At 69.3% G+C, this 23,484-nt stretch carries 20 protein-coding genes and 1 other RNA gene; 13 read left to right on the top strand and 8 right to left on the bottom strand.

Annotation, left to right across the window (positions count from 1 at the left end):
* Positions 1-116: 116 nt before the first annotated feature.
* A complete protein-coding gene (locus tag HDC36_RS05800) occupies positions 117-1,208 on the bottom strand; it encodes a LysR family transcriptional regulator (RefSeq protein ID WP_179565189.1) in 1,092 nt (363 codons plus the stop codon).
* Positions 1,209-1,336: 128 nt separating this feature from the next.
* On the opposite strand from HDC36_RS05800, the gene HDC36_RS05795 reads away from it, so the two are divergent.
* From HDC36_RS05795 to HDC36_RS05770, 6 genes are all read left to right on the top strand, one after another.
* Positions 1,337-1,561 (top strand): hypothetical protein, encoded by a 225-nt coding sequence (locus tag HDC36_RS05795; RefSeq protein ID WP_179565187.1) that lies wholly within the window; start codon positions 1,337-1,339, stop codon positions 1,559-1,561.
* A complete protein-coding gene (locus HDC36_RS05790) occupies positions 1,558-2,331 on the top strand; it encodes an SDR family oxidoreductase (RefSeq protein ID WP_179565185.1) in 774 nt (257 codons plus the stop codon). Before HDC36_RS05795 ends, HDC36_RS05790 begins: the two co-directional genes overlap by 4 nt.
* Positions 2,328-3,536, top strand: coding sequence for an efflux RND transporter periplasmic adaptor subunit (locus HDC36_RS05785; protein ID WP_179565183.1), 1,209 nt, complete (start codon positions 2,328-2,330; stop codon positions 3,534-3,536). Before HDC36_RS05790 ends, HDC36_RS05785 begins: the two co-directional genes overlap by 4 nt.
* Positions 3,537-3,698: 162 nt before the next feature.
* A complete protein-coding gene (locus HDC36_RS05780; protein WP_179565181.1) occupies positions 3,699-6,869 on the top strand; it encodes a multidrug efflux RND transporter permease subunit in 3,171 nt (1,056 codons plus the stop codon).
* 31 nt (positions 6,870-6,900) lie between these two features.
* The gene (locus tag HDC36_RS05775; protein WP_179565179.1) at positions 6,901-7,635 is read left to right on the top strand and encodes an SDR family oxidoreductase; all 735 of its coding nucleotides are present in this window, start codon (positions 6,901-6,903) and stop codon (positions 7,633-7,635) included.
* On the top strand, positions 7,629-9,080 hold the full coding sequence (locus HDC36_RS05770) for an efflux transporter outer membrane subunit (RefSeq protein ID WP_179565178.1): 1,452 nt from the start codon (positions 7,629-7,631) through the stop codon (positions 9,078-9,080). Before HDC36_RS05775 ends, HDC36_RS05770 begins: the two co-directional genes overlap by 7 nt.
* Before the next feature lie 276 nt (positions 9,081-9,356).
* On the opposite strand, the gene HDC36_RS05765 is transcribed toward HDC36_RS05770, so the two are convergent.
* A complete protein-coding gene (locus HDC36_RS05765) occupies positions 9,357-10,331 on the bottom strand; it encodes a GGDEF domain-containing protein (RefSeq protein WP_179565177.1) in 975 nt (324 codons plus the stop codon).
* A 288-nt stretch (positions 10,332-10,619) separates the two neighbouring features.
* Entirely contained in the window at positions 10,620-11,672 is a 1,053-nt protein-coding gene (locus tag HDC36_RS05760) for a LysR substrate-binding domain-containing protein (protein WP_255432595.1), read from the bottom strand.
* Positions 11,673-11,780: 108 nt separating this feature from the next.
* Here HDC36_RS05760 and HDC36_RS05755 point away from each other — a divergent pair, with 108 nt between their 5' ends.
* Complete coding sequence (locus HDC36_RS05755) at positions 11,781-12,365, top strand: NAD(P)H-dependent oxidoreductase (protein WP_179565176.1); 585 nt, start codon at positions 11,781-11,783, stop codon at positions 12,363-12,365.
* A gap of 265 nt (positions 12,366-12,630) precedes the next feature.
* Here HDC36_RS05755 and HDC36_RS05750 read toward each other — a convergent pair whose 3' ends face one another.
* Both HDC36_RS05750 and ssrA read right to left on the bottom strand, forming a co-directional pair.
* Positions 12,631-12,804, bottom strand: coding sequence for a hypothetical protein (locus tag HDC36_RS05750; RefSeq protein WP_179565175.1), 174 nt, complete (start codon positions 12,802-12,804; stop codon positions 12,631-12,633).
* Between the two features lie 630 nt (positions 12,805-13,434).
* Positions 13,435-13,786: a transfer-messenger RNA gene (ssrA, locus tag HDC36_RS05745) on the bottom strand.
* A 605-nt stretch (positions 13,787-14,391) separates the two neighbouring features.
* Between ssrA and HDC36_RS05740 the strand changes: the two genes are divergently transcribed.
* Complete coding sequence (locus tag HDC36_RS05740) at positions 14,392-16,701, top strand: S8 family serine peptidase (protein ID WP_255432629.1); 2,310 nt, start codon at positions 14,392-14,394, stop codon at positions 16,699-16,701.
* 78 nt (positions 16,702-16,779) lie between these two features.
* Here HDC36_RS05740 and smpB read toward each other — a convergent pair whose 3' ends face one another.
* Complete coding sequence (smpB, locus tag HDC36_RS05735) at positions 16,780-17,283, bottom strand: SsrA-binding protein SmpB (protein WP_053837624.1); 504 nt, start codon at positions 17,281-17,283, stop codon at positions 16,780-16,782.
* A gap of 60 nt (positions 17,284-17,343) precedes the next feature.
* Between smpB and HDC36_RS05730 the strand changes: the two genes are divergently transcribed.
* Both HDC36_RS05730 and HDC36_RS05725 read left to right on the top strand, forming a co-directional pair.
* Positions 17,344-17,775: an SRPBCC family protein gene (locus HDC36_RS05730; protein WP_179565174.1), complete on the top strand. Its 432-nt coding sequence runs from the start codon at positions 17,344-17,346 to the stop codon at positions 17,773-17,775.
* The gene (locus tag HDC36_RS05725) at positions 17,772-18,035 is read left to right on the top strand and encodes an RnfH family protein (protein ID WP_179565173.1); all 264 of its coding nucleotides are present in this window, start codon (positions 17,772-17,774) and stop codon (positions 18,033-18,035) included. The genes HDC36_RS05730 and HDC36_RS05725 overlap by 4 nt, the downstream gene beginning before the upstream one ends.
* Before the next feature lie 27 nt (positions 18,036-18,062).
* Here HDC36_RS05725 and bamE read toward each other — a convergent pair whose 3' ends face one another.
* The gene (gene bamE, locus HDC36_RS05720) at positions 18,063-18,461 is read right to left on the bottom strand and encodes an outer membrane protein assembly factor BamE (protein ID WP_179565171.1); all 399 of its coding nucleotides are present in this window, start codon (positions 18,459-18,461) and stop codon (positions 18,063-18,065) included.
* Between the two features lie 103 nt (positions 18,462-18,564).
* Between bamE and fur the strand changes: the two genes are divergently transcribed.
* Positions 18,565-18,987 carry a ferric iron uptake transcriptional regulator gene (gene fur, locus HDC36_RS05715; RefSeq protein ID WP_179565169.1) on the top strand — a complete coding sequence of 141 codons (423 nt, stop codon included), beginning with the start codon at positions 18,565-18,567 and terminating at the stop codon, positions 18,985-18,987.
* Between the two features lie 869 nt (positions 18,988-19,856).
* Here the strand turns inward: fur and recN are convergent.
* Positions 19,857-21,524, bottom strand: coding sequence for a DNA repair protein RecN (gene recN, locus HDC36_RS05705; protein WP_179565167.1), 1,668 nt, complete (start codon positions 21,522-21,524; stop codon positions 19,857-19,859).
* 112 nt (positions 21,525-21,636) lie between these two features.
* Here recN and hrcA point away from each other — a divergent pair, with 112 nt between their 5' ends.
* Together hrcA and grpE are read left to right on the top strand one after the other, a co-directional pair.
* Complete coding sequence (hrcA, locus tag HDC36_RS05700; RefSeq protein ID WP_179565165.1) at positions 21,637-22,695, top strand: heat-inducible transcriptional repressor HrcA; 1,059 nt, start codon at positions 21,637-21,639, stop codon at positions 22,693-22,695.
* A 176-nt stretch (positions 22,696-22,871) separates the two neighbouring features.
* The gene (grpE, locus tag HDC36_RS05695; protein ID WP_179565163.1) at positions 22,872-23,393 is read left to right on the top strand and encodes a nucleotide exchange factor GrpE; all 522 of its coding nucleotides are present in this window, start codon (positions 22,872-22,874) and stop codon (positions 23,391-23,393) included.
* Positions 23,394-23,484 lie beyond the last annotated feature (91 nt).

The raw sequence follows: 23,484 nt of genomic DNA, 5'->3' as shown, positions 1-23,484 counted from the left end.
GATGCGGCCCGTTTCGCGTTGTGCGCCACCGGCGCGCCGGCGTGTGCCGAGGTCGTCCCGGGATCGCAGCGCGCAAGACCGGGGCCAGCGGCCGCGGTCGTTGCCCGCCTGCCTGCTCAGACCAGCGCTTCTTCCTCCAGTTCCGGCACAGGTTCCGCCTCCGCCTCTTCCAGCGATGGCAGTTCGGCCAGCTGCGGCAACGCCAGGGTCTGGGTATTCATCGCCACGCCGCTGCACAGGGTGAACTCGGCGCCGCTGTCGGCGTGTTGCGTGGCCAGCTTGGCCGGGCACTGCGCCAGCATGTAGTTGACGTCGAAGTTGAGCTTGTCGACCAGGAAATCGACGAAGGCGCGGACCTTCGGCGACAGCATGCGCCCGCCGGGAAACACCGCGTTGAAATCCAGGTCCGGGCCGACCCAGCCGCCGAGCACGCGGCGCGCCTTGCCGGCCTCGATCAGCGGCTTGATCGTCGCGTCGCTGGCCAGCACCAGGCCTTCGCCGCACACCAGCCCGCCGATCAGCGCGGCCGAGTCGTTGGCGACCAGGATCGGCTGGATCGCGAAGTCGCCGCTCTGCTTGCCGTTGCGCAGCGGCCAGCTGAGCCGGTTGTTGCCGTTGCGGCCATTGCTCAGCGCCAGCGTGCGGTGGTGTTGCAGGTCGTCCGGATGCAGCGGCTCGCCGTGGCGCTCGATGTAGTTGGGGCTGGCGAACACCTGGGTGCGGAAGGTGGCCAGCTTGCGCGCGACCATGGTCGAGTCCAGCAGCGCGCCCATGTGCAGGGCCACGTCCACGCCTTCGGCGATCGGATCGACCTTGTCGCTGGTCATGACCATTTCCAGGCGCACTTCCGGATGCTGCTTGTGGAATTCGCCCAGGATCGGCGCCACCCAGGAAATGCCGGCGGAGTAGGGCACGCTGAAGCGCAGCCAGCCGCGCGGGCCGGCCTGCAGCTGCCCGACCGCGCTCTCGGCTTCCTCCAGTTCGCGGGCGATGCGCTGGCAATGTTCGTGATAGACCGCGCCGGCTTCGGTCAGGCCGAGGCGGCGCGTGGTCCGGTGCAGCAGGCGCGCGCCCAGGCGCGCCTCCAGATCCTGCACCTTTCTGCTGACGGTGGTCTTGGGCAGGCCGAGCGCATTGGCCGCGGCGATGAAGCTGCCTTGCTCGACCACCTTGACGAAGATCAGGGTGTCGTTCAGATCGTGGGTCATGGCGGGTTCCTGAGGGGTGAAGACGATTGGACCGGTGACGGGACGATTATTCCCCTTAATTCGGACTAATCAAGTGCGGCTTTGGCGCCTAATTTGTACACATTCGCCGCCACCCAGGCCATTTGCTCATGCTGTTGCGCACTCTGTTCCAGTTTCTCGCAGGCGTCCGTCGCCCGAATCGCGTCGATGGTACGCCCATCGACGCGCTGGAAACCGGTTACCTCAAGGCATTTCGTGAATTCACCCCGCCGCCGCGCAGCCAGGCCGGCAGTTCGATGCAGCTTGGCCAGCGCGGCAGCGGCCGACTCGGTCGGATTTCGATTGTCCCGTTTGCGGGAGTAAAAGTCCCGTGAGCGGGACGCTGGACCCGGAGGTGCTGGTGCTCGGCGGCACCGGCAACATCGGTCTGGGCGTGGTCCGCGCCTTGCTCGAAGCCGGCAGTCCGGTCGTGGCCGTGGCGCGCGACCGCGGCCGGTTGCGCGCCTTGCGCGATCGCTACAGCGACGAACCGGCGCTGGACGTGCTGCAGGGCTCGGTCGCCAACGACGCTACCGCCGCCGCCCTGGCGGCGGCCGTGGCGCAGCGGCCGCGGCCGCTGGCCGGGGTGGTCGCCAGCCTCGGCAGCCCGTTGCGCTGCGGGCGCCTGCTGGACCAGCCGGTGACCGCGCTGCGCCGGCGCATGGAAGCCGACCTGCTGCCGCATCTGGCCGCCGCCCGGCACCTGCTGCCGCTGCTGGCGCAGGCCGAGCGCGGCGGCCGCTACATCCTGCTCGGCAGCCCGTGCGCGTTGCGCGCCTGGGCCGGGCATGGCGAAAGCTCGGTGGCCGCGGCCTCGATCCGCATGCTCGCCCAGGTCCTGCACGAAGAAGCCAAGCCGCTGGGCGTGCGCGTGCAACTGCTGTCGCTGACCCATCCGGTCTGCCGCAGCGAAGCCGGCGCCGACGACTGCCCGGAATGGTTCACCACGCTCAGCGTGGGCCGCGCCGCGGTGGCGCTGCTCGCCGACGCCGGCGTGCCGGGCCAGGCCATCGTCGACATCGACAAACACCACTACGCGCATCCACGCACCTCGTTGATGACCGCACCGCATTTTTCTCCTTCCACTCACGAGGTTTCTCCATGAACCCGATTCCGATGTCGTTCCATTCCCCATCGCGTACCCTGCGCCCGCTGGCCATCGCGCTGCTGGCCGCGGCCCTGGCCGCCTGCGGCGGCAAGGCCGAACAGCAGGGCGCGCCGCCGCCGCCAGCGGTCGGCGTGGCGCCCGCGCTGCAGAAGGAAATCAGCCAGTGGGACGAGTTCAGCGGCCGCGTCGAGGCGGTCGAACACGTCGACCTGCGCCCGCGCGTGTCCGGCTACATCGACAAGGTCAACTACGTCGAAGGGCAGGAGGTGAAGAAGGGCGATGTGCTGTTCACCATCGACGCGCGCAGCTACCGCGCCGAACTGGCGCGCGCCAACGCCGAACTGGCGCGGGCGCGGACCCAGTCCAAGCTCAGCGGCAGCGAGGCGTCGCGCGCCAAGAAGCTGTCCGACCAGCAGGCGATCTCCACCGAGACCTGGGAGCAGCGCCACGCCGCCGCCGAACAGGCCGATGCCGACGTGCTCGCCGCCCAGGCCGCGGTGGACACCGCGCGCCTGAATCTGGAGTGGACCCAGGTCCGCGCGCCGATCGACGGCCACGCCGGCCGCGCCCTGGTCACCGCCGGCAATCTGGTCAGCGCCGGCGACAGCGCCAGCGTGCTGACCACGCTGGTGTCGCTGGACAGGGTGCATGTGTATTTCGATGCCGACGAAGGCACCTTCCTGCGCTATGCGCAGATGGCGCGCAAGGGCGAGCGGCCCAGCGAGCGCGACGGGCAGTTGCCGGTGCAGGTCGGCCTGGTCGGCGAGGACGGGTTCCCGCACGCGGGCAAGGTCGATTTCCTCGATAACCAGATCACCCGCAGCACCGGCACCATCCGCGTGCGCGCCGTGCTCGACAACGCCGATCGCAGCTTCACCCCGGGCCTGTTCGCCCGCGTGCGCCTGCTCGGCAGCGGCCGCTTCAACGCGCTGCTGATCGACGACAGGTCGGTGCTGACCGACCAGGATCGCAAGTATGTCTATGTCGTCGACAAGGACGGCAAGGCGCAGCGTCGCGACGTGCAGCTGGGACGCAGCGCCGAAGGCCTGCGCATCGTGCTCGGCGGGCTCAACCCCGGCGACCGCGTCATCGTCGACGGGGTGCAGAAAGTGTTCATGCCGGGCATGCCGGTGCAGGCCAAGCCGGTGGCCCTGGCCACGGCGTCGCCGGCGGCCGCACGCAAGGCCGTCGCGCTCGACTGATCGCTTCCGACTGACGCCGGAGGCGCGCACAGCGTCGTAGACCGGCCGCGCTGGCGGCCGGTGCTTGCCGGCCGGGCCACCGTCGTGGCCCGGCGTAGCCGCCGCTTTGCCCGCCTTCCTGTTCGGCCATCCGTTTCACCTTAGTTTCCAGGACCACCACCCATGGACTTTTCCAGATTCTTCATCGACCGGCCGATCTTCGCGGCCGTGCTGTCGATCGTCATCTTCGCCGCGGGACTGATCGCGATCCCGATGCTCCCCATCGGCGAATACCCCGAAGTGGTACCGCCGTCGGTGGTAGTGCGCACGGTGTATCCGGGCGCCAACCCCAAGGTCATCGCCGAGACCGTGTCCACGCCGCTGGAGGAAGCGATCAACGGCGTCGAGAACATGATGTACATCAAGTCGGTGGCCGGCTCCGACGGCGTGCTGCAGATGACCGTGACCTTCCGCCCGGGAACCGACCCGGACGACGCCGCGGTCAAGGTGCAGAACCGCGTCGCACAGGCGCAGGCGCGCCTGCCCGAGGACGTGCGCCGGCAGGGCGTGACCACGCAGAAGCAGTCGCCGACCTTCCTGATGGTGGTGCACCTGACCTCGCCCAAGGGCAAGTACGACAGCCTGTACCTGCGCAACTACGCGCGCCTGCACGTCAAGGATGCGCTGGCGCGGATCCAGGGCGTGGGCGATGCGCAGGTGTTCGGCGGCGGCGACTACGCCATGCGCGCCTGGCTGGACCCGGAGCGGGTGGCCGCGCGTGGGCTCACCGCCGGCGACGTGGTCGCCGCGATGCGCGAGCAGAACGTGCAGGTCTCGGCCGGCCAGCTCGGCGCCGAGCCGATGCCCGACAGCAAGTTCCTGACCCTGATCAACGCGCAGGGCCGCCTGCGCAGCGAGCAGGAGTTCGGCGACATCGTGCTCAAGGTCGGTACCGATGGCGAAACCGTGCGCCTGGGCGACGTCGCGCGCCTGGAGCTGGGCGCCGGCGACTACACCCTGCGCTCGCAGCTGGACGGCAAGAACGCGGTCGGCATCGGCATCTTCCAGGCGCCGGGCGCGAACGCGCTGCAGATCCGCGACCAGGTGATCGCCAAGATGGACGAGCTCACCAAGCAGTTCCCGGAGGACGTCAAGTACGAGGCGGTCTACGACACCACGATCTTCGTGCGCGACTCGATCACCGCCGTGGTCCACACCTTGCTGGAAGCGGTGCTGCTGGTGGTGCTGGTGGTGATCCTGTTCCTGCAGACCTGGCGCGCCTCGATCATTCCGTTGATCGCGGTCCCGGTGTCGGTGGTGGGTACCTTCGCCGCGCTGTACGTGCTGGGTTTCTCGATCAACACGCTGACCCTGTTCGGCCTGGTGCTGGCGATCGGCATCGTCGTGGACGATGCGATCGTGGTGGTGGAGAACGTGGAACGCAACATCGAGGAAGGGCTGGCCCCGCTGGCCGCCGCCCACCAGGCGATGCGCGAGGTGTCCGGCCCGATCGTGGCGATCGCGCTGGTGCTGTGCGCGGTGTTCGTGCCGATGGCGTTCCTGTCCGGCGTGACCGGCCAGTTCTACAAGCAGTTCGCGGTGACCATCGCCATTTCCACGGTGATCTCGGCGATCAACTCGCTGACCCTGTCGCCGGCGCTGGCCGCGCGCCTGCTGCGTGCGCACGACGCGCCCAAGGACGGCCCGTCGCGGCTGATGGACCGCCTGTTCGGCGGCTGGCTGTTCCGTCCGTTCAACCGTTTCTTCAACCGCAGCTCCGAGCGCTACCAGGGCAGCGTGTCGCGCATCCTCGGCAGGCGTGGCGTGGTGTTCGTGGTCTATCTCGGCCTGCTGCTGGTCACCGGCGTAATGTTCAAGGCGGTGCCGGCCGGCTTCATCCCGACCCAGGACAAGATGTACCTGATCGCCGGCGTGAAGCTGCCCGAAGGCGCCTCGCTGGAACGCACCGATGCGTTGCTGCGCAAGGTCACCACCATCGCCATGCAGACCGAGGGCGTCGAGCACTCGATCTCCTTCCCCGGTTTGAACGCGTTGCAGTTCACCAATACGCCCAATACCGGCGTGGTGTTCCTGACCTTGAAGCCGTTCGCCAAGCGCCATCGCAGCGCGTTGGAGATCAACGCCGAAATCAACCAGCGCATCTCGCAGTTGGGCGAAGGCATGGCGTTCGCGTTCATGCCGCCGCCGATCCTCGGCCTGGGCAACGGCAACGGCTATCAGCTGTTCATCGAGGACCGTGCCAATCTGGGCTACGGCGCGCTGCAGAATGCGGTCAGCACGATGCAGGGCGCGGTGGCGCAGACCCCGGGCATGAGCTTCCCGATCGGCACCTACCAGGCCAACGTGCCGCAGCTGGATGCCGAGGTCGACCGGGTCAAGGCCAAAGCGCAGGGCGTGGCCCTGACCGATCTGTTCGATACCTTGCAGACCTACCTGGGCTCGGCCTACGTCAACGACTTCAACCAGTTCGGCCGCACCTGGCAGGTGATCGCCCAGGCCGACGCGCCGTTCCGCGAGAACGTGGAGGACATCGCGCGGTTGCGCACCCGCAACGCCGCCGGCGAAATGGTGCCGATCGGCTCGATGGTGACGATCAAGCAGAGCTTCGGTCCGGATCCGGTGTTGCGCTACAACGGCTATCCGGCGGCCGATCTGGCCGGCGAGGCGGATGCGCGCATGCTGTCCTCGGCCGAAGCGATGGCCAAGATCACCCAGATCGCCAAGCAGGTGCTGCCCAACGGCATGGAGATCGAATGGACCGACCTGAGCTATCAGCAGGCGAGCCAGGGCAATGCGGCGATGGTGGTGTTCCCGCTGGCGGTGATGCTGGCGTTCCTGGTGCTCGCCGCGCTGTACGAAAGCTGGACGCTGCCGCTGGCGGTGATCCTGATCGTGCCGATGACGCTGCTGTCGGCGCTGTTCGGGGTGTGGCTGACCGGCGGCGACAACAACGTGTTCGTGCAGGTCGGCCTGGTGGTGCTGATGGGCCTGGCGTGCAAGAACGCGATCCTGATCGTCGAGTTCGCCCGCGAACTGGAGCTGCAGGGCAAGGGCATCGTGGAATCGGCGCTGCAGGCCTGCCGCCTGCGTCTGCGTCCGATCGTGATGACCTCGATCGCGTTCATCGCCGGCACCGTGCCACTGGTGTTCTCGCATGGCGCCGGCGCGGAAGTGCGCTCGGCCACCGGCATCACCGTGTTCGCCGGCATGCTCGGCGTGACCCTGTTCGGCCTGTTCCTGACCCCGGTGTTCTACGTCGCCCTGCGCAAGCTGTCCGGGCGTCCGCTGGTGTCGCATGCGCCGCCGCACGCCGATGCGCCGATCCACGCTTGATCCTTTCATTCCCCCTTTTCAGGACATCCGCATGAACACGACCCACAAGATCGCCCTCGTCACCGGCGCCACCCGCGGCATCGGCCTGCATACCGTGCGCCAGCTGGCCGAGGCCGGCGTGCACACGCTGCTGGCCGGCCGCGATTCCACCCGCACCACGGCCGCTGCGCTGGAACTGCAGGGCGAAGGCTTGCCAGTGGAGGCGCTGACCCTGGACGTCACCGACGCCGCCAGCATCGCCGCCGCGGTGGCGGCGGTGCAGGCGCGCCATGGCCGGCTCGACATCCTGGTCAACAACGCCGGCATCATGATCGACGATATGAAGCTGGCGGTCTCGCAGCAGAGCCTGGAGACCTGGCGCAAGACCTTCGACACCAACGTGTTCGGCCTGATCGCCGTCACCCAGGCATTCCTGCCGCTGCTGCGCGCCGCGCCCGCCGCGCGCATCGTCAACGTGTCCAGCCTGCTCGGCTCGCTTGCCCTGCACAGCCAGCCCGGCTCGCCGATCTACGACTTCAAGGTGCCGGCCTACAACGTGTCCAAGAGCGCGGTGAACGCGTGGACCGTGCAACTGGCCTACGAACTGCGCGACACCCCGATCAAGGTCAACACCATCCACCCCGGCTACGTGAAGACCGACATGAATGCCGGCGAGGGCGAGCTGGAAGTGGCCGACGGCGCGCGCAGCAGCGTGATGATGGCGCTGCTCGACGCCGATGGCCCGACCGGCAGCTACACCCATGTGGGCCAGGTGCTGCCATGGTGATCCGTCCCGCGATCGGCGCGCTGGCGTTGGCGCTGCTCAGCGCCTGCGCCAGCGTCGGCCCCAACTACCACGCCCCGGAACAGGCGCCGGTGACGCTGCAGGGCGCGGCGGCACCGGTGTTCGCGACCGCCTCGCCGGTGGCATCATGGTGGGCGCAGTTCGACGACCCGGTGCTGGAACAGCTGGTGCACCAGAGCCTGGTCGCCAACCTCGACCTGCGCATCGCCCTGTCGCGGGTGCACGAGGCGCGCGCGGTCTTCGCCGAACGGCGCCTGGACCAGGCGCCGCACGTCACCGCCAACGGCGACTACAGCCGCGGCAAGGCGCCGGATGCGGACGCCGGCGGCGCGCGGGTGCTGACCGAGAGCTACAGCCTGGGCTTCGATGCCGGCTGGGAACTCGATCTGTTCGGGCGCCAGCGCCGCGCCACCGAGGCGGCGCGCGCCGACCTGGAAGCCGAACAGGCCGGCATGGCCGATGCGCAGGTCACCGTGGCCGCGGAAGTGGCGCGCAACTACTTCGAGTTGCGCGGCGCGCAGAAGCGCATCGCGGTGGCGCGCACCACGCTGGACAACCTGCGCGATACCCAGCGCCTGACCGAGACCCGCTGGCAACTGGGCGCCGGCAGCGAACTGGACGTGCAGAGCAGCCGCGCCCGGCTCAAGGCGATCGAGGCCGACATCCCATTGCTGGAAGTCAGCGAAGCGCAGGCCCGGCATCGGCTGGCGGTGCTGCTGGGCCGCCCCCCCGGCGCGCTGGACGAGCTGCTGGCGCCGCGCGCGACGCCGGCCTATGCGCGCGCGCTGCCGCTGGGCGATACCACCCAGTTGCTGCGCCGGCGTCCCGACGTGCGCATCGCCGAGCGTCGGCTGGCGGCGGCGACGGCGCGGATCGGCGTGGCCACCGCCGACCTGTTCCCGCGGATCAGCCTCAGCGGCTTCGTCGGCTTCCTCTCCGGCGATGCCGGCTCGCTGCTGCAGGGCAGCAGCAAGGCCTGGTCGCTGACCCCGTCGATCAGCTGGGCGGCGTTCGACTTCGGCACCGTGCGGGCGCGGCTGCGCGCCAGCGAGGCGCAGGCCGACGGCGCCGCCGCCGACTACGAGAAGGCGGTGCTGGGCGCGCTGGAGGATACCGAGAACGCGTTGACCTCCTACGCCAAACAGCAGGCGCGGCTGGCGATCGTCGCCGAGCAGGCGCAAGCGGCGGGCCGTGCCGAAGCGCTGGCGCAATTGCGCTACCGCGAGGGGTCGGAGGATTTCCTGACCCTGCTCGATACGCAGCGCACCAAGCTGTCCGCCGACGATGCCCTGGCCGATGCCGAGGCGTCGGTCAACGTCGGCGTGGTGCGGGTGTACAAGGCGCTCGGCGGCTGGGGCCAGGATGCGGTGCTGCCGCCGGAGGTGGCGCTGGCGACGCCTCCGGCGCCGGCGCCAGTTCCGCGCTGACCGCCAGGGCGTTTTCTCGCTGCTGTTCACGGCCGCCGGTCTCTCGCTGGCGGCGCGACCCCAGTCGCGATGGGCGGTAGCGAAAACGCCCAGCGCGACTGAGCAGCGCATGGCAGGCGAGGGTGCTGCGGCCGGCATGCCGCGGCAGCTGCGCGGCAGAGGATGGTGCGGCCGCGCATGGCGGCAACATCGCCATGCAGGCCGATGCCGATCCTGCTGCCCTTGCCCAGGCATCGGCGGCAGCGCGGCCCGCTGGCGCACCACCGGCGCCAGCGATCACCCCTCGATCAGGTCGTCGGCGATCACGTAGGTGTCGCGGCCGCCGTTCTTGGCGTGGTACAGCGCCGCGTCCGCGCGCGAGAACCAATCCTGCCAGTGTTGCTCGCCGCATAGCATGGCCGCGCCGAGGGAGACGCTGATGCGGCCGCCGGGGCCGCGCAAGGCCTCGCGCGTGACCTGGTGCAGGCGCTTGGTGAAGGCGGCCAGCTCGCTGCGCGACTGCACGCGCGTCACCACCACGAATTCCTCGCCGCCGAAGCGGAACACCTCGTCCGGCGCGCGCACCTGGAAGCGCAGCAGTGCGGCCAGCTCGGCCAGCGTGCGGTCGCCGGCGGCGTGTCCGTAGAGATCGTTGACCTCCTTGAAGTGATCGATGTCGATCACGATCAGCCCATGCCGGCGCGGCTTGCGGCGCGCATCGGCCACGCGCTGCGACAGGCTGCGTTCCAGCATGCGCCGGTTCGGCAGCCCGGTCAGCGCGTCGTTCGACGCCAGCTGTTCCAGCTGCACGCGGTCGCCCTCCAGGCGCAGCGACAGCACGTAGCCCAGGCCGGTGATCAGCAGCGACACCGCGAGCAGCGAGAACGTGTGCTCGGTGCCGAGCAGGGTGCCCGGGGTGACCAGCATGATCACGATCAAGGTGGCGTTGCAGGCCAGCCCGACGCCGCGCGCGACCACGAAGAAGTTGCTCATCATCGCCAGGTACAGCCACGGCACCGCGGCCTGGTGCAGGGCATGGCTGGCCAGCGCGCTGCCCAGCAACCAGCTCAGGGTCAGCAGCGCGTCCATGCGGCCGTCGCCGCGGCGCAAGGCCAGCGAGGTGGCCAGCGCCGCCAGGCCGGCCAGCGTGGCGCCGGCGGCGGCGCTCCAGGCATGGCCCTGGAGCCACTGATAGGCCCCGAACAGCAGCAGCACCGCGGCGGTGGTCGGCCCCAGGATCTTGATGATGCCGAGCCGGAAGTGCCGGCGCATCGATGCGCTCACGGCCGGACGGCGCTCTGCGTGGCGAGCGCTATCGGCTTGGCAACGACACGCTGGGGAACGGGAAGAAAGGCGTGCATGCGGGCATCGCGCTGCGTTAGGGTCGCAGTGAACAGGCAAATTCTGTGCCGTCCGCCGCATCGGCTGCGTGAGTGCGGCAGGGCGGGGAGGTCGCGGGGCAGCTGGTGTCGCCCCGGTCGTGGCCGCGTGCCGGTTCGCCTTGCCCCGTATCGGCGCAAGGCGTGAGCCGGCGCAGCGCCGGCGTCGCATCCGCGTGCTTTACTCCCGCACAGGCATAGGCGCAGCTGCCGCCGCGGGCCCGGGCCCGGGCCCGGTGCCGGCGACGCGGGCGGCGTGCGGCCTGGCGGCCTGGCTCGGGTCGGGCGCCAGCCGCTGGCAGTCGTGGTGGAACGTGGCCTGCGGCAGGCGTTCGGCCAGGAAATCGACGAAGCTGCGGATCGCCGGCAGCAGGCCGCGGCGGCTCGGGTAGACGAAATGCAGCAGGCCCTGGGCGGTGCTGTAGTGCGGCAACACCCATTCCAGCATGCCGTTGGCGAGCAGCGGGGCGCAGAATTCCTCGGGCAGCAGCGCCACGCCGCAGTCCTGTACGGCCGCGGCCATGAGCACGGAGAAATCGCCGCTGACCAGCCGCGGCGTCATCTCCACCGCGGTCTTGTTGCCGTCGCCGTCGAGCAGTTCCCACAGCTGCGCGCCCTCGTGTTCGAACATCGACAACGCCGGCAGCCGGGCCAGCTCCTGCAGTGTCTGCGGACGGCCCTGCGCGTCCAGGAACGCGCGGCTGGCCACCAGCATGCCGCGCGCATGGCCGATGCTGCGCACCACCAGGGTGGCATCGGTATCGAGCTTGTCGCGCACCCGGATCGCCACGTCGTAGCCTTCGCCGATCACGTCCACGCGGCGGTTGGTCGCGGTGAGCCGCACCTGCACCTTGGGGTGTGCGAGCAGGAACGCCGGCAGGATCGGGCCCAGCACGTTCTGCGCCAACGACACCGGGCAGCTGACCCGGACCACCCCGCGCGGTTCGGTGCGCAGTTCGTCGACCGCCTCCTGCGCGGCGCGCGCTTCTTCCAGCACCGCGCGGCAATGCTGGTAGAAGCGCGTGCCGACCTCGGTGACCACGAAGCGTCGCGTGGTCCGCTGCAGCAGGCGCACGCCGAGCCGCTCCTCGAGCTGGGCGACGCGCTTGCTCAGCCGCGACTTGGGCAGGCCCAGCGCCCGCCCGGCGGCGGAAAATCCGCCGTGTTCGACCACCGAGGCGAAGAAATACAGATCGTTGAGGTCGTGCAGGACGCCGTCCATCGTCGGGATCATCGTTTCTCGTTGCGAACGATCAGTGTACTTCAGGCCGGCTAATCGTTCGATTGTTTCGCGCGTATCGTCTCCGCCATGCCGCTCCGCGGCCAACGCAAAGGAACCTCCATGAAACTCCTGCACATCGACAGCAGCGCGCTCGGCGCGCATTCCGTCTCGCGCGGCCTGACCGCGGCCATCGTCGCCGAGTTCGTCGCCGCGCATCCGGGCGTGGACGTCGCCTACCGCGACGTGCACGCCGCGCCGCTGAGCCACTGGGCGCCGCCGGCCGGCGATGCCGACCCGGCAGCCATCGAAAACAGCCAGGTGCTGGAAGAGTTCCTGGCCGCCGACGTCGTCGTGGTCGGCGCGCCGATGTACAACTTCGGCATCGCCAGCTCGCTGAAGGCCTGGATCGACCGCCTCGCCGTGGCCGGCAAGACCTTCCGCTACGGCGCAGCCGGTCCGGAAGGCCTGGCTGGCGGCAAGCGCGTGATCGTCGCGTCCTCGCGTGGCGGCATCTACAGCGCAGGCAGCCCGGCTGCGGCGCACGATTTCCAGGAGACCTACCTGCGCGCGGCGTTTGGTTTCTTCGGCATCACCGACATCGCGTTCGTCCGCGCCGAAGGCGTGGCGATGGGCGAGGACCACCGCAGCCAGGCGATCGGCGGCGCGATCGCCGGTATCGGCGGCTTGTTGCGCGAGGCGGCGTGAATCGTCGCTTCGCGCGTTGCCGGGAAGTCTGCCGGTAGAGCGGGGCATCGGTGAGGCAAGAGCGGTCGGCGCAAATAGGCCCGGCCGCTTTGGCATGTGTGCTGGAGTGGCGAGTGTTTCGCGCAGAGCGTCGGCACAGCCAGCATGGACTCGATGCCAAGACTGCATGGGCCATACCGCAGAGATCGGGATGCGCCCGTCGATCCGATGGCGTCCATGCCACCGCGCGCGGCCGTTGCCGGCGCCAGCCGGCGCCGTGGCTGCTCTACGGTGTTTCGCCGTCGATCAGGCGCATGCCCTGCGGGCTGAGCGCGATATCGCCGTCTTCGCCTTGCGCGGCGTGGTTTTCGCGCACCGCCCAGTTCGCCTCTTCTTCGGTGACGGGCTTCGTGGCGTGGATGTCCTGCAGAATGCGCAGTTGTTCGCGGGTCAGTTGCATGGCGCACCAGGGTGGCAATCGATGTCGTCACCGTACAGGCCGCGCGTGATGGGTATGTCGCCGGCATCGGCCTGAGCTGGCTGCGTTTCTTCGGGCGGCGCAGCGCCACACACCGTCCATTGTGGGATCCGCAACGCAAGTCTGGATGCCGCCCCGCGCATGTCGTCGTTCCGACATGCCGCGAGGACATGTTCCTAACAGTGCCTGCCGCATCCTTGCCCTACCAGCTGTGCGGCCGTAGGTAAAATCTCAGGGCTGCTTCAAGGGTGCAGGCATCCGCGGCTGGACCATTTTCCTTTCGACGTGTTGCAGATGCCCCACCGCTGGGCGTCTGCCATCTTCGGCTGCGCCGTGCGCTACCGGCGCTCCCGTAACCACTCGCGGCAACTCCGATCCGCTCGCTTGCAGCATCGAACCGACGTGCTGGGCGACGCGGTTCGCTGCGAAGCCTGCCCGTCTCGGTCGCTCCGCGATGGTCGCGCCTATCCCGGAGCCGCCCGCAGATGCATCGCTGTGCCGTCAACGGCGTCCTGTCGGTGGCGGGGGACAAACAAAAAAGGCCGGATTGCCCTGGAATCCAGGAAAATCCGACCCTTGTCGTACGTCCGCGAATTGCTGCGAACGTTCAGATGGTGGAGGTGGGCGGAATCGAACCGCCGTCCGAAGGCACTCCATCCCCGGCACTACATGCTTAGCTCATCGTTGGATCTCATCCCGGAACAGCACGATGTGCGAAGCGCATCCCGGGACCAGCCTGCTTCATTTAGCCAATGGCTGACAGGCAGCCACCACCGGCGATTCCGTGATAATGACCCTACGTCGCGAGCACGGACACAAGCGATTTCGGGGCTAGGCCTTAAGCGGCCAGTGCGTAGTTGTCGTCGTTGGCAACTATAAGTTTGCTGCTGGATTTACGAGGAAAGCGGCCCCCTCGGCATGCGCCAAGCGATTTTGCAACCCCCGTCGAAACCAGTGCACCCCCGGGGAAAACGTAAAACGCTGACCGGCACAGTGTAGGGATCGGGGAGGGCAGTCACAAGTCTTGCGACAGGGGCGGCTTAAGCTGGCTTCACTCGGCGCGGCAGTTGGCGGTAGGCGCCGACGGATCTCCCCCAGGCATGGAGCACCGCGATGGCAACCAGGCAACAGCGTGCGCGCGACGGCGGGCGCGATGGGAAACGAGCAGCCGCGGCAGCGGTCGCCGCAGCGAAACCAGCGAACGCGTCCGTCCCGGCCGGCCGGGCAGGGCCTGCACGGCAGGGCGTTGCGGCGAAGAAGGCCAAGCCCAAGAAGGCCGCCGCGCAGCGGGCCGAGGCGAAGAGCGCGGGAAAGACGGCCGCTCGGTCGAGCGGGTCGGCGCGGCGCAGCGCGGCGAAGACAGTGGCTGGCGACAGATCCAGGACAGGTGCGCCCAAGGCGGCCAAGCCCAAGGCAGTCAAGCCCAAGACGGGCAAATCCGGGACAGCCAAGCCGGACGCCGCCGCCAAGCGCGCGCCGTCGTCTCATCGCGGCACAGGTGCCGCCACCGCCGCCAGCGTTCAGGCCCCTGCGCGCACCACCAGGCCCAAGGCCACCGGCGAAGGCTCGCTGGCACAGGGCCAGGCGCGCACGGTCATCTACATCCATGGCATCGGCAACAAGCCGCCGGCCGAGGTGCTGCGCTGCCAGTGGGATCGTGCCCTGTTCGGCCGCGAGATGGGCGAGCGCACGCGCATGGCGTACTGGGTCAGCCGCGAGCGCTATCCGTCGCCGGAACCGGGCAGTTGCCAGGACCAGGACCGCGGCCCGGCGTTGAACCAGGCCGAGCAGCGGGTGCTTGGCGCGCTGGGCGTGGTGCCGCAGCTGGCCGATCTGCGCCAACTGGCCGATACGCTGGCCGGCAGCGACGCCGAGCGCGCGCGCCTGCGGCAGTTGCTGGACGAGGTGCAGGCCGCCGCGCCGGAGGCCGCCGGCCTGCATGCGCAGGGGCCGATCGACGTGCTGAACCGGATGCTGCTGAAACTGATCTCTGCCGCGCTGCTGCAGGACGTGCACGATTTCTTCTTCGTGCCGGCGCGGCGCGCGCAGATGCGCGAAAGCCTGCTGCAGCGCATGCGCGCCGGCGGCGGTCCGTTCGTGGTGGTCGCGCACAGCCAGGGCTCGCTGATCGCCTACGACGTGCTGCGCGAGTTCGAGGCCGAGGGCTGCGAAGTGTCGCTGCTGCTGACCCTGGGGTCGCCGCTGGGCCTGCCGGTGGTGCGCAGCATGTTCAAGCAGTGGACCGGCACGCCGAAGTTGCCGTTTCCGGCTTGCGTGAAGCGTTGGGTCAACGTCGCCGAGCGGCGCGATCCGGTGGCGCTGGACGACGATCTGAGCGACGACATCGCCGATGCGCAGGGGCGCTTCCACAACATCGCCGGGTCGCGCATCAACCCGGATTGGCAGCGCAATCCGCATTCCGGCTCCGGCTATCTGTCCATCCCCGAGGTCCGCGCCGAGGTGCGGCGCGCGGTGGGCGTGGGCTTCGATCAGCCGATCGCGCATCCGGTGCTGATCAAGGATCTGTCCGACCAGCTGGAGGCGCACGCGCCGGACTATCGCCACGAGGTGCTGATCGAACTGGACCGCCTGCCGGACGCGCGCGAGCCGGCGCAGTTGAAGCGCGACCTGGTCGCGGCGCTGCGCGAGCTGACCCAGGCGTCCACCGGATTGCACGGCGAGGCGCTGGATGCGGCAATCGAGCTGGAGGACACGCTGCAGCGCTACGTGTCCGCGCGCCTGACCCGGTTCGAGATCGAAAGCCTGCGCGAGCGCTATCGCACGTTGAGCCTGAAACGGCTGTGGCGCGACGCCGGCAAGCGCGCCCTGATCTACCAGTCGCGCAGCACCGTGCAGGCCGACGCGGCGCAGGTGGCGTACCGCGCGCTCGGCACCGGCATCGGCTGGGCGGTGCTGGACAGCGGCATCGCCGCGGCGCATCCGCATTTCCAGCAGCCCGGTCTGCCGGAAACGGTGCTGGCGCAATGGGACTGCACGCAGCGCGGCCGCGCCCGCGAACTGCGCCACCGCGATGGCGCCGGTTTCGCCGCGCTGGACGGCAACGGCCATGGCACCCACGTGGCCGGGATCATCGCCGGGCAGTGCGAGGCGCCGTTGCCCGGGGCGGCGCCGGCCACGCCACTGCGCTTCGCCGGCATGGCGCCGCAGGCGCGGCTGTACGGGCTGAAGGTGCTGGACGACGACGGCAACGGCCGCGACTCGTGGATCATCAAGGGCGTGCAGCAGGTCGCCGAGATCAACGAGCGCGCCGGCGAGCTGGTCATCCACGGGGTCAACCTGAGCCTGGGCGGCTACTTCGATGCGGAAAGCTACGGCTGCGGCTTCACCCCGCTGTGCAACGAACTGCGCCGGCTATGGCGGCAGGGCGTGGTGGTGGTGATCGCGGCCGGCAACGACGGCCTGGCCTGGCTGATGCAGGACGATGGGCAGGCCTACCCGATGAACCTGGACCTGAGCATCGGCGACCCGGCCAACCTGGAGGAGGCGCTGGCGGTGGGCTCGGTGCACAAGAGCAGCCCGCACAGCTATGGCGTGTCGTATTTCTCCTCGCGCGGCCCGACCGCCGATGGCCGGCACAAGCCGGACCTGGTGGCGCCGGGCGAGAAGATCGTCTCGGCCCACCATCGCTACGACGCCGATGACCCCAGCACCTGGATGGTGGAGATGAGCGGCACCAGCATGGCGGCCGCGCACGTGTCCGGGCTGATCGCCGCGTTCCTGTCGGTGCGCCGCGAGTTCATCGGCTTCCCGGACCGGGTCAAGCAACTGCTGCTGGACCAGTGCCTGGACCTGCAGCGCGATCCCTACATGCAGGGCCGCGGGTTGCCGAGCCTGATGCGGATGCTTGGCGGGACGTGATGGGGCGGGGATTCGCGATTTGGGATTAGGGATTGGCAAAGGCGGCGCACCGCGAATCCCCAATCCCGTCATCCCCAATCACGCATTTTTATTGTGGCGCCGCATGATCCGCTGCTTGTCGCGGGCCCAGTCGCGGTCCTTGGCGGCATCGCGCTTGTCGTGGTCCTGCTTGCCCTTGGCCAGCGCGATCTCGAGCTTGATCTTGTTCTTGCTCCAGTACATCGCGGTGGGCACCAGGGTGTAGCCGTCGCGCTCGACGCGGCCGATCAGCTTGTCGATCTCGCTCCGGTGCAGCAGCAGCTTGCGGGTGCGGCGGTCGTCGGCGATCACGTGGGTGGAGGCCTGGATCAGCGGGGTGAACTGCGCGCCGAACAGGAACAGCTCGCCCTGGCGCACGAACGCGTAGCTCTCGCCGATGTTGGCGCGGCCGGCGCGGATCGACTTGACCTCCCAGCCCTGCAGGGCCAGGCCGGCTTCGTAGCGGTCCTCCAGGTGGTATTCGTGGCGCGCACGCTTGTTCAACGCGATGGTCTTGTTGGCCGTCGCGCCGTTTGCTTTATCCTTGGCGGGTTTCTTGCTCATCTTGCTATTGTCTCCGATTCGGGGCCTCCCGAACGTCTTGGTCCACTTTCCCCGCACCGAATGCCTATCATCCGCCGCAGCGCCCTGGTCGAACACCCCGCAACGCGCATGTTCGACCTGGTCAATGATGTCGCCGCCTATCCGCGCCGCTTCGCCTGGTGCGATGCGGCGCATGTGCTCGAGCACAGCGACCAGTACCTGGTGGCGCGGCTGGACCTGGGCGTGGGCTCGTTCCGCACCTGGTTCACTACCGAAAACCGGCTGCAGCGCCCCGACCGCATCGATATGCTGCTGCGCGACGGCCCGTTCAAACGCCTGCAGGGGCAGTGGGAGTTCCAGGGCTTCAACGACCACGCCAGCAAGGTCAGCCTGACGCTGGACTTCGAGCCGGCCTCGCGGTTGCTCGGGCCGGCGCTGGCGCTGGGCTTCCAGAGCCTGGCCGACCGCATGGTCAACGACTTCGTGCGCGTGGCCGACCGCGAAGACGCATGAGCGGGCTGCGGGTCGAGGTGGTGCTGGCCTGGCCGGAGCGCTTCGTCGCGCGCACGCTGCAATTACCCGAAGGTTCCACCGTCGCCGATGCGTTGAGCGCAGCGGCCTTGGCCGAGGCGACGCCGGGCATGCCCTGCGCGATCCATGGCAGCGTCGCCGCGCCGACCCAGCTCCTGCACGATGGCGACCGGGTCGAAGTGCTCAGGCCATTGCTGGCCGATCCGAAGGACGCCCGGCGGCGGCGCGCGAAACCGCGCTAGCGCCGCCAGGCGCGTTGCCGGCGCCGCTTACTCGCTGCGGCGCTGCTTCTTCTTGTCCTTGGCCAGGTTGCGGCCGAACTGGCGCACGCTGTTCTTGGCCAGCTCCGAATCGTTGTCCGGGAAATAGTCGCCTTCCCAGCGGGTCACCGTGTCGTTGTCGAAGTAGACGACGAAATTCTTGATCTCGGTCCGGCCGAGGCGATCGAGGCGCTCGGTCGAGGTGTAGTCCCAGCGTTGGGCATGGAAAGGATCCGGGATCGACGGGGTGCCGAGCAGCGCGTTGACCTGCTGCTTGCTTTGGCCGACCTTGAGCTGATCGACGGCCCCCTGCTTGATCAGGTTGCCTTGGTAGATAGGCTGCTTGTAGATGATCCCGCAGCCAGCGGTGGACAGGGCAACAGCGGCGACCAGCAAGAGATTGCGCATCGGGGACAGTACTGAGGGAAATCGGGTCGATGATACACTCCCGACGACCGCCGCGACCCATCCCGAGGCAGCTGGCGCTAAACCAGCTATGAACGGAGACGCCATGGAATCCCACGATCTGCGCAAAGTCGGCCTGAAGGTCACGCATCCCCGGATGCGCATCCTGGAGCTGCTCGAGCAGAAGTCGGCGCGCCACCACATGACCGCGGAAGAGATCTACCGCCAGTTGCTCGATCACGGCGACGAGATCGGCCTGGCCACGGTGTACCGCGTCCTGACCCAGTTCGAGGCGGCCGGCCTGGTGCTCAAGCACAATTTCGAAGGCGGCCAGGCGGTGTACGAACTGGACCGTGGCGGCCACCACGACCACATGGTGGACGTGGATACCGGCAACGTCATCGAGTTCGAAAGCGCCGAGATCGAGGAACTCCAGCGCAAGATCGCCGCCGATCACGGCTACGAACTGGAAGAGCACTCGTTGGTGCTGTACGTGCGCAGCAAGCGCCCGGCCGGCAAGAAGGGCTGAGCCGCCGCCCGTGCGGGCGCGTTCGCGCTCGACCTAGAGCCATCGCCGCAGACCGCCGCCGTGGGCGCTGCGCGCGGCAGGATTGGATCGGCGCTGGCGCTATCGTTACTGGCGCCTCGCGCAGGCCTGGGTGCGGCGCGCCTGTTGCGAGAACTCGGTTCTGGGGTCGCGGCCATCGCACCACCCGTGTGCCTGCTGTATGCCGGACAGGCCAGTGTGCCTGGTGCGTTCGTCTTGGTCCGGTTGATCGCTGACCACCTGGAACCGTTCCTGTGGCGTCTCAATAGGCAGGCCGAGTGCCCTCTGAAAAGTGTGGCTTGAGGGGCTTCGGTCTCTGTGGATTGCTCAACCGTCACGGATCCCGACTCCGTTCGTCGCGACTGAAGTCGCTCCCACAGGGGCGTGCGGCTGGCCGGCTGGGTGCACTTGGGAGCGACTCCCGGTGGCTTTGGCATCGGGCCTGATTGCCTCCGAAATCGATTGGCTGGATGGCGTCGTTCGTCGCGGTTGAAACCGCTCCTACAGAGGGGACTGGCGGCGAACCGGCTGGGTGCACTGTGGGAAGGGCTTCAGCCCCGACTGCTTCCGAGTCCGGAACAGCTAATGGCTCCGTTCGTCGCGGTTGAAACCGCTCCTACAGGGTGCGCGACGAACCGGCTGGGTGCACTGTAGGAGGGGCTTCAGCCCCGACCCGACACCATCCGAAGCCTGCAAGCTTCCTATCACCTGATGGCTCGGGACTCCCCGGTGCATGCGCGCGGGGACACCCCACGCTACCGAGCCGAAATCCAGGCCGCCAGCCCGGCGGAACGGTACTGCAGGCGCTTCAACAGTGGCGTCAGCGTGGCCGAATCCAGGAACAGCCGCTCTCAGCCAGCGCTCTGCAGCAGCCGCTTGGCCGCCGCGCGGGCTTCCTTGCTGACCTCGACCCCGCCCAGCATCCGCGCCAGCTCTTCCTCGCGCTGGCGCGGCGCCAGCAGTTCGACCGAGCTCTGGGTCATGCCCTCGACCGGGGCCTTGCTGACCCGGTAGTGGGCGTGGCCCTGCGCCGCGACCTGCGGCAGGTGGGTCACGCACAGCACCTGGCGCTGCTCGCCGAGCGCGCGCAGCTTCTTGCCGACGATGTCGGCGACCGCGCCGCCGATGCCCGAGTCCACCTCGTCGAACACCATCGTCGGCACCGCGTCCAGGCCCAGCGCGGCGACCTCGATCGCCAGCGAGATGCGCGACAGCTCGCCGCCGGAGGCGACCTTGCGCAGCGCCCGCGGCGGCTGGCCGGCGTTGGCCGCGACCAGGAATTCGACGCGCTCGGCGCCGGCCGGGTCGGGGCGCTCGGCCTCGTGCGGCTCGAGCTGGATCTCGAAGCGCCCGCCGCCCATGCCCAGTTCGCCGATCAGCGCGGTGGTGTCGCGCGACAGCGCCTGCGCGCCGCGCTGGCGGGTGCCGCTGAGCGCGGCGGCGGCGTCGCGCCAGGCCTGGGTGGCGCGGGCGATCTCCGCATCCAGCACGTCCAGCCGTTCGCCGGCCCCGCGCAGGCCCTCGACCTCGGCCAGCAGCGCGTCGCGGTGCTCGCCCAGCGTGTCCGGGGTGACCCGGTGCTTGCGCGCCAGGTCGTGCAGCCGGCCCAGCTTGCGTTCCATGTCCTCGAACTGCGCCGGATCGGCATCGAGGTCGTCGCGCACCCGGTCGACCAGCGCCAGCGCCTCTTCCAGCTGGATCGTGGCGCTGTCGATCAGCGCTTCGACCTCGGCCAGGCGCGGCTCGTATTCGCCGACCTTGCCGAGTTCGTGGCGGGTCTGCTGCAGCAGTTCCAGCACCGCCGGCGCTTCGTCGCCGTTGAGCCGCTGCGCGGCGCCCTCACAGGCGCCGATCAGCGCCGCGGCGTGGGCCTGGCGGCGATGGTTGGCGTCCAGCGCGGCGATCGCCGCCGGCTCCAGGTCCTCGCGCTGCAGCTCGGCCAGCTGGTGCTCGAGGAAGCCGATGCGGTCGGACACGTCGCCCTGCGCCAGCAGCGTCTCGCGCTCGGCCAGCAGCGCCTGCCAGCGCGCGGCAGCGGCGCGCACCGCGGCGCGTTCGGCCTCGTTGCGGGCGTAGGCGTCGAGCAGGCCGAGCTGGCTGCCGCGCGACAGCAGCGCCTGGTGTTCGTGCTGGCCGTGGATCTCGACCAGGTGCCCGGCCAGTTCGGCCAGCTGCGACAGGGTCACCGGGCGGCCGTTGATCCAGGCGCGCGAGCCGCCGTCGGCGCGGATCACCCGGCGCAGCTGGCATTGGTCGTCGTCGTCGAGCTCGTTCTCGCGCAGCCAGGCGCGCGCCGGGGCGGCCTCGGGCACGGCGAATTCGGCCGACAGTTCGGCGCGGTCGGCGCCATGGCGGACCACGCCGCTGTCGGCGCGCAGCCCGGACAGGAAGCCGAGCGCGTCCACCATCAGCGACTTGCCGGCGCCGGTTTCGCCGGACACGACGGTCATGCCAGCGCCGAATTCCAGTTCGGTGCCGCGGACGACGGCGAAATCCTTGATCGAGAGATGTCTGAGCATGGGGGTCGGGATCCAGGGGCGCGCAACGCTAGCACGCGGGGGTAGGTGGGCCAATGACTTGCCAAGCCGGCATGCAGCCATTATCTAGTGTCCAGTCTCACGGATTGATTGCATGCGCGCCTCCCCGGTCCACTCCTCGCTCGACCCACGCGCCCGGCAGCTGTTGCGCACGCTGATCTCGCGCTATATCCGCGACGGCGAACCGGTCGGCTCGCAGACCCTGGCCCGCCACGCCGGGCTGGACGTGAGTCCGGCGACGATCCGCAACATCCTCGCCGACCTGGAGGACGCCGGCCTGCTCAGCTCGCCGCACACCTCGGCCGGGCGCATTCCCACCGCCACCGGCTACCGGGTGTTCGTCGACAGCCTGGTGCAGATGCGCCCGCCGGGCGAGGGCGAGGTGGCGCGGCTGCGCGCGGAGATGAGCAATGCCGCCGGCACCCAGGCGCTGCTCGGCAGCGCCTCGGAGCTGCTGTCGGCGATGACCCACTTCGTCGGCGTGGTCAGCGCGCCCAAGCGCGAGCAGTTCGCGTTCCGGCACATCGACTTCGTGCCGCTGGACGCGCGCCGGGTGCTGGCGATCCTGGTGTTCGCCGACAACGAGGTGCAGAACCGGGTCATCGAACCGCGCAAGGCCTACGAACCGGCCGAGCTGGAACGGGTGGCCAATTACCTGAACGCGCATTTCGCCGGGCGCGCGCTGGCCGACATCCGCGCCAGCCTGGTGCGCGACCTGCGCCACGCGCGCGACGAGATGGAGCTGCTGCTGGCGCACAGCGTGGAGCTGGCCGAGCAGGCGCTGGCCCCGGCCGGCGACGACATGGTGCTGGCCGGGCAGACCAAGCTGATGGGGGTGCAGGACCTGTCGGACCTGGAGCGGCTGCGCGAGCTGTTCGAGATCTTCGCCAGCAAGCGCGAGATCCTGCAGCTGCTGGAGCGCACCATCCGAGCGCCGGGGGTGCGCATTTTCATCGGCGAGGAAACCGGGGTGGTGCCGCTGGAGAGCGTGTCGCTGGTCACCGCGCCGTACATGGCCGGCGGCCAGGTGCTGGGCGTGCTGGGGGTGATCGGCCCCAAGCGCATGGACTACGACCGGGTGATACCGCTGGTGCAGACCGCTGCCGAAGTCCTGGGCGCGGCCCTGGACCCGACCCCGCCGACAGAGCGCTAGCGCGCAGGGCAGTGCGGCCAGCCGGCGGCCGCGCCCCCGCGGTTGCCGCCTGCTTTTCCCATTCCCGATTCCCGTCTCCCCATTCCCCCAAATGCAACACAGCATCTTGAATCCGCCCCGCACGCCCACATAGGTGGTCCGGTAGGGCGGGTGCATCTCCCGCCAGGGAACCGGAAATGAACCAAGACCACCCCGAATTCGATTCTGAACACCTGTCCGAGGCGCAGCAGCCGGCGACCGATCCGCTGCAGGCGCAGATCGAGACGCTGCGCACCGAGCTGGCGCTGCTCAAGGCCGACGTGCTGCGCGAGCGCGCCGACCTGGAAAACCAGCGCAAGCGCATCGCCCGCGACGTCGAGCAGGCGCGCAAGTTCGCCAACGAGCGCCTGCTCGGCGACCTGCTGCCGGTGTTCGACAGCCTGGACGCCGGCTTGAGCGCCGCCGGCAGCGAACCCAGCCCGCTGCGCGACGGCCTGGAGCTGACCTACAAGCAGCTGCTCAAGGTCGCCGCCGACAACGGCCTGACCCTGCTCGACCCGACCGGGCAGCCGTTCAACCCGGAACACCACCAGGCGATCAGCCAGGCCGAGGCCGACGGCGTCGCCCCCGGCCATGTGATCCAGGTGTTCCAGAAGGGCTACCTGCTCAACGAGCGCCTGCTGCGGCCGGCGCTCGTGGTGGTCGCCAAGCACGATTGACGCGTGGCGGCGGCGGTGCGCGCCTGAATCGGGCGCGCACCGCGGCAGAACGCTAATTTGCGGTGATGGCTTGAATGACCTGCGGCCATCC

Origin of the sequence: Xanthomonas sp. JAI131, from assembly GCF_013410075.1 — a bacterium.
Classification (GTDB): Bacteria; Pseudomonadota; Gammaproteobacteria; order Xanthomonadales; family Xanthomonadaceae; genus Xanthomonas_A; species Xanthomonas_A bonasiae.
Note: the sequence above shows the minus strand (reverse complement) of the source record. Positions and strands in the feature narration are given on the sequence as shown.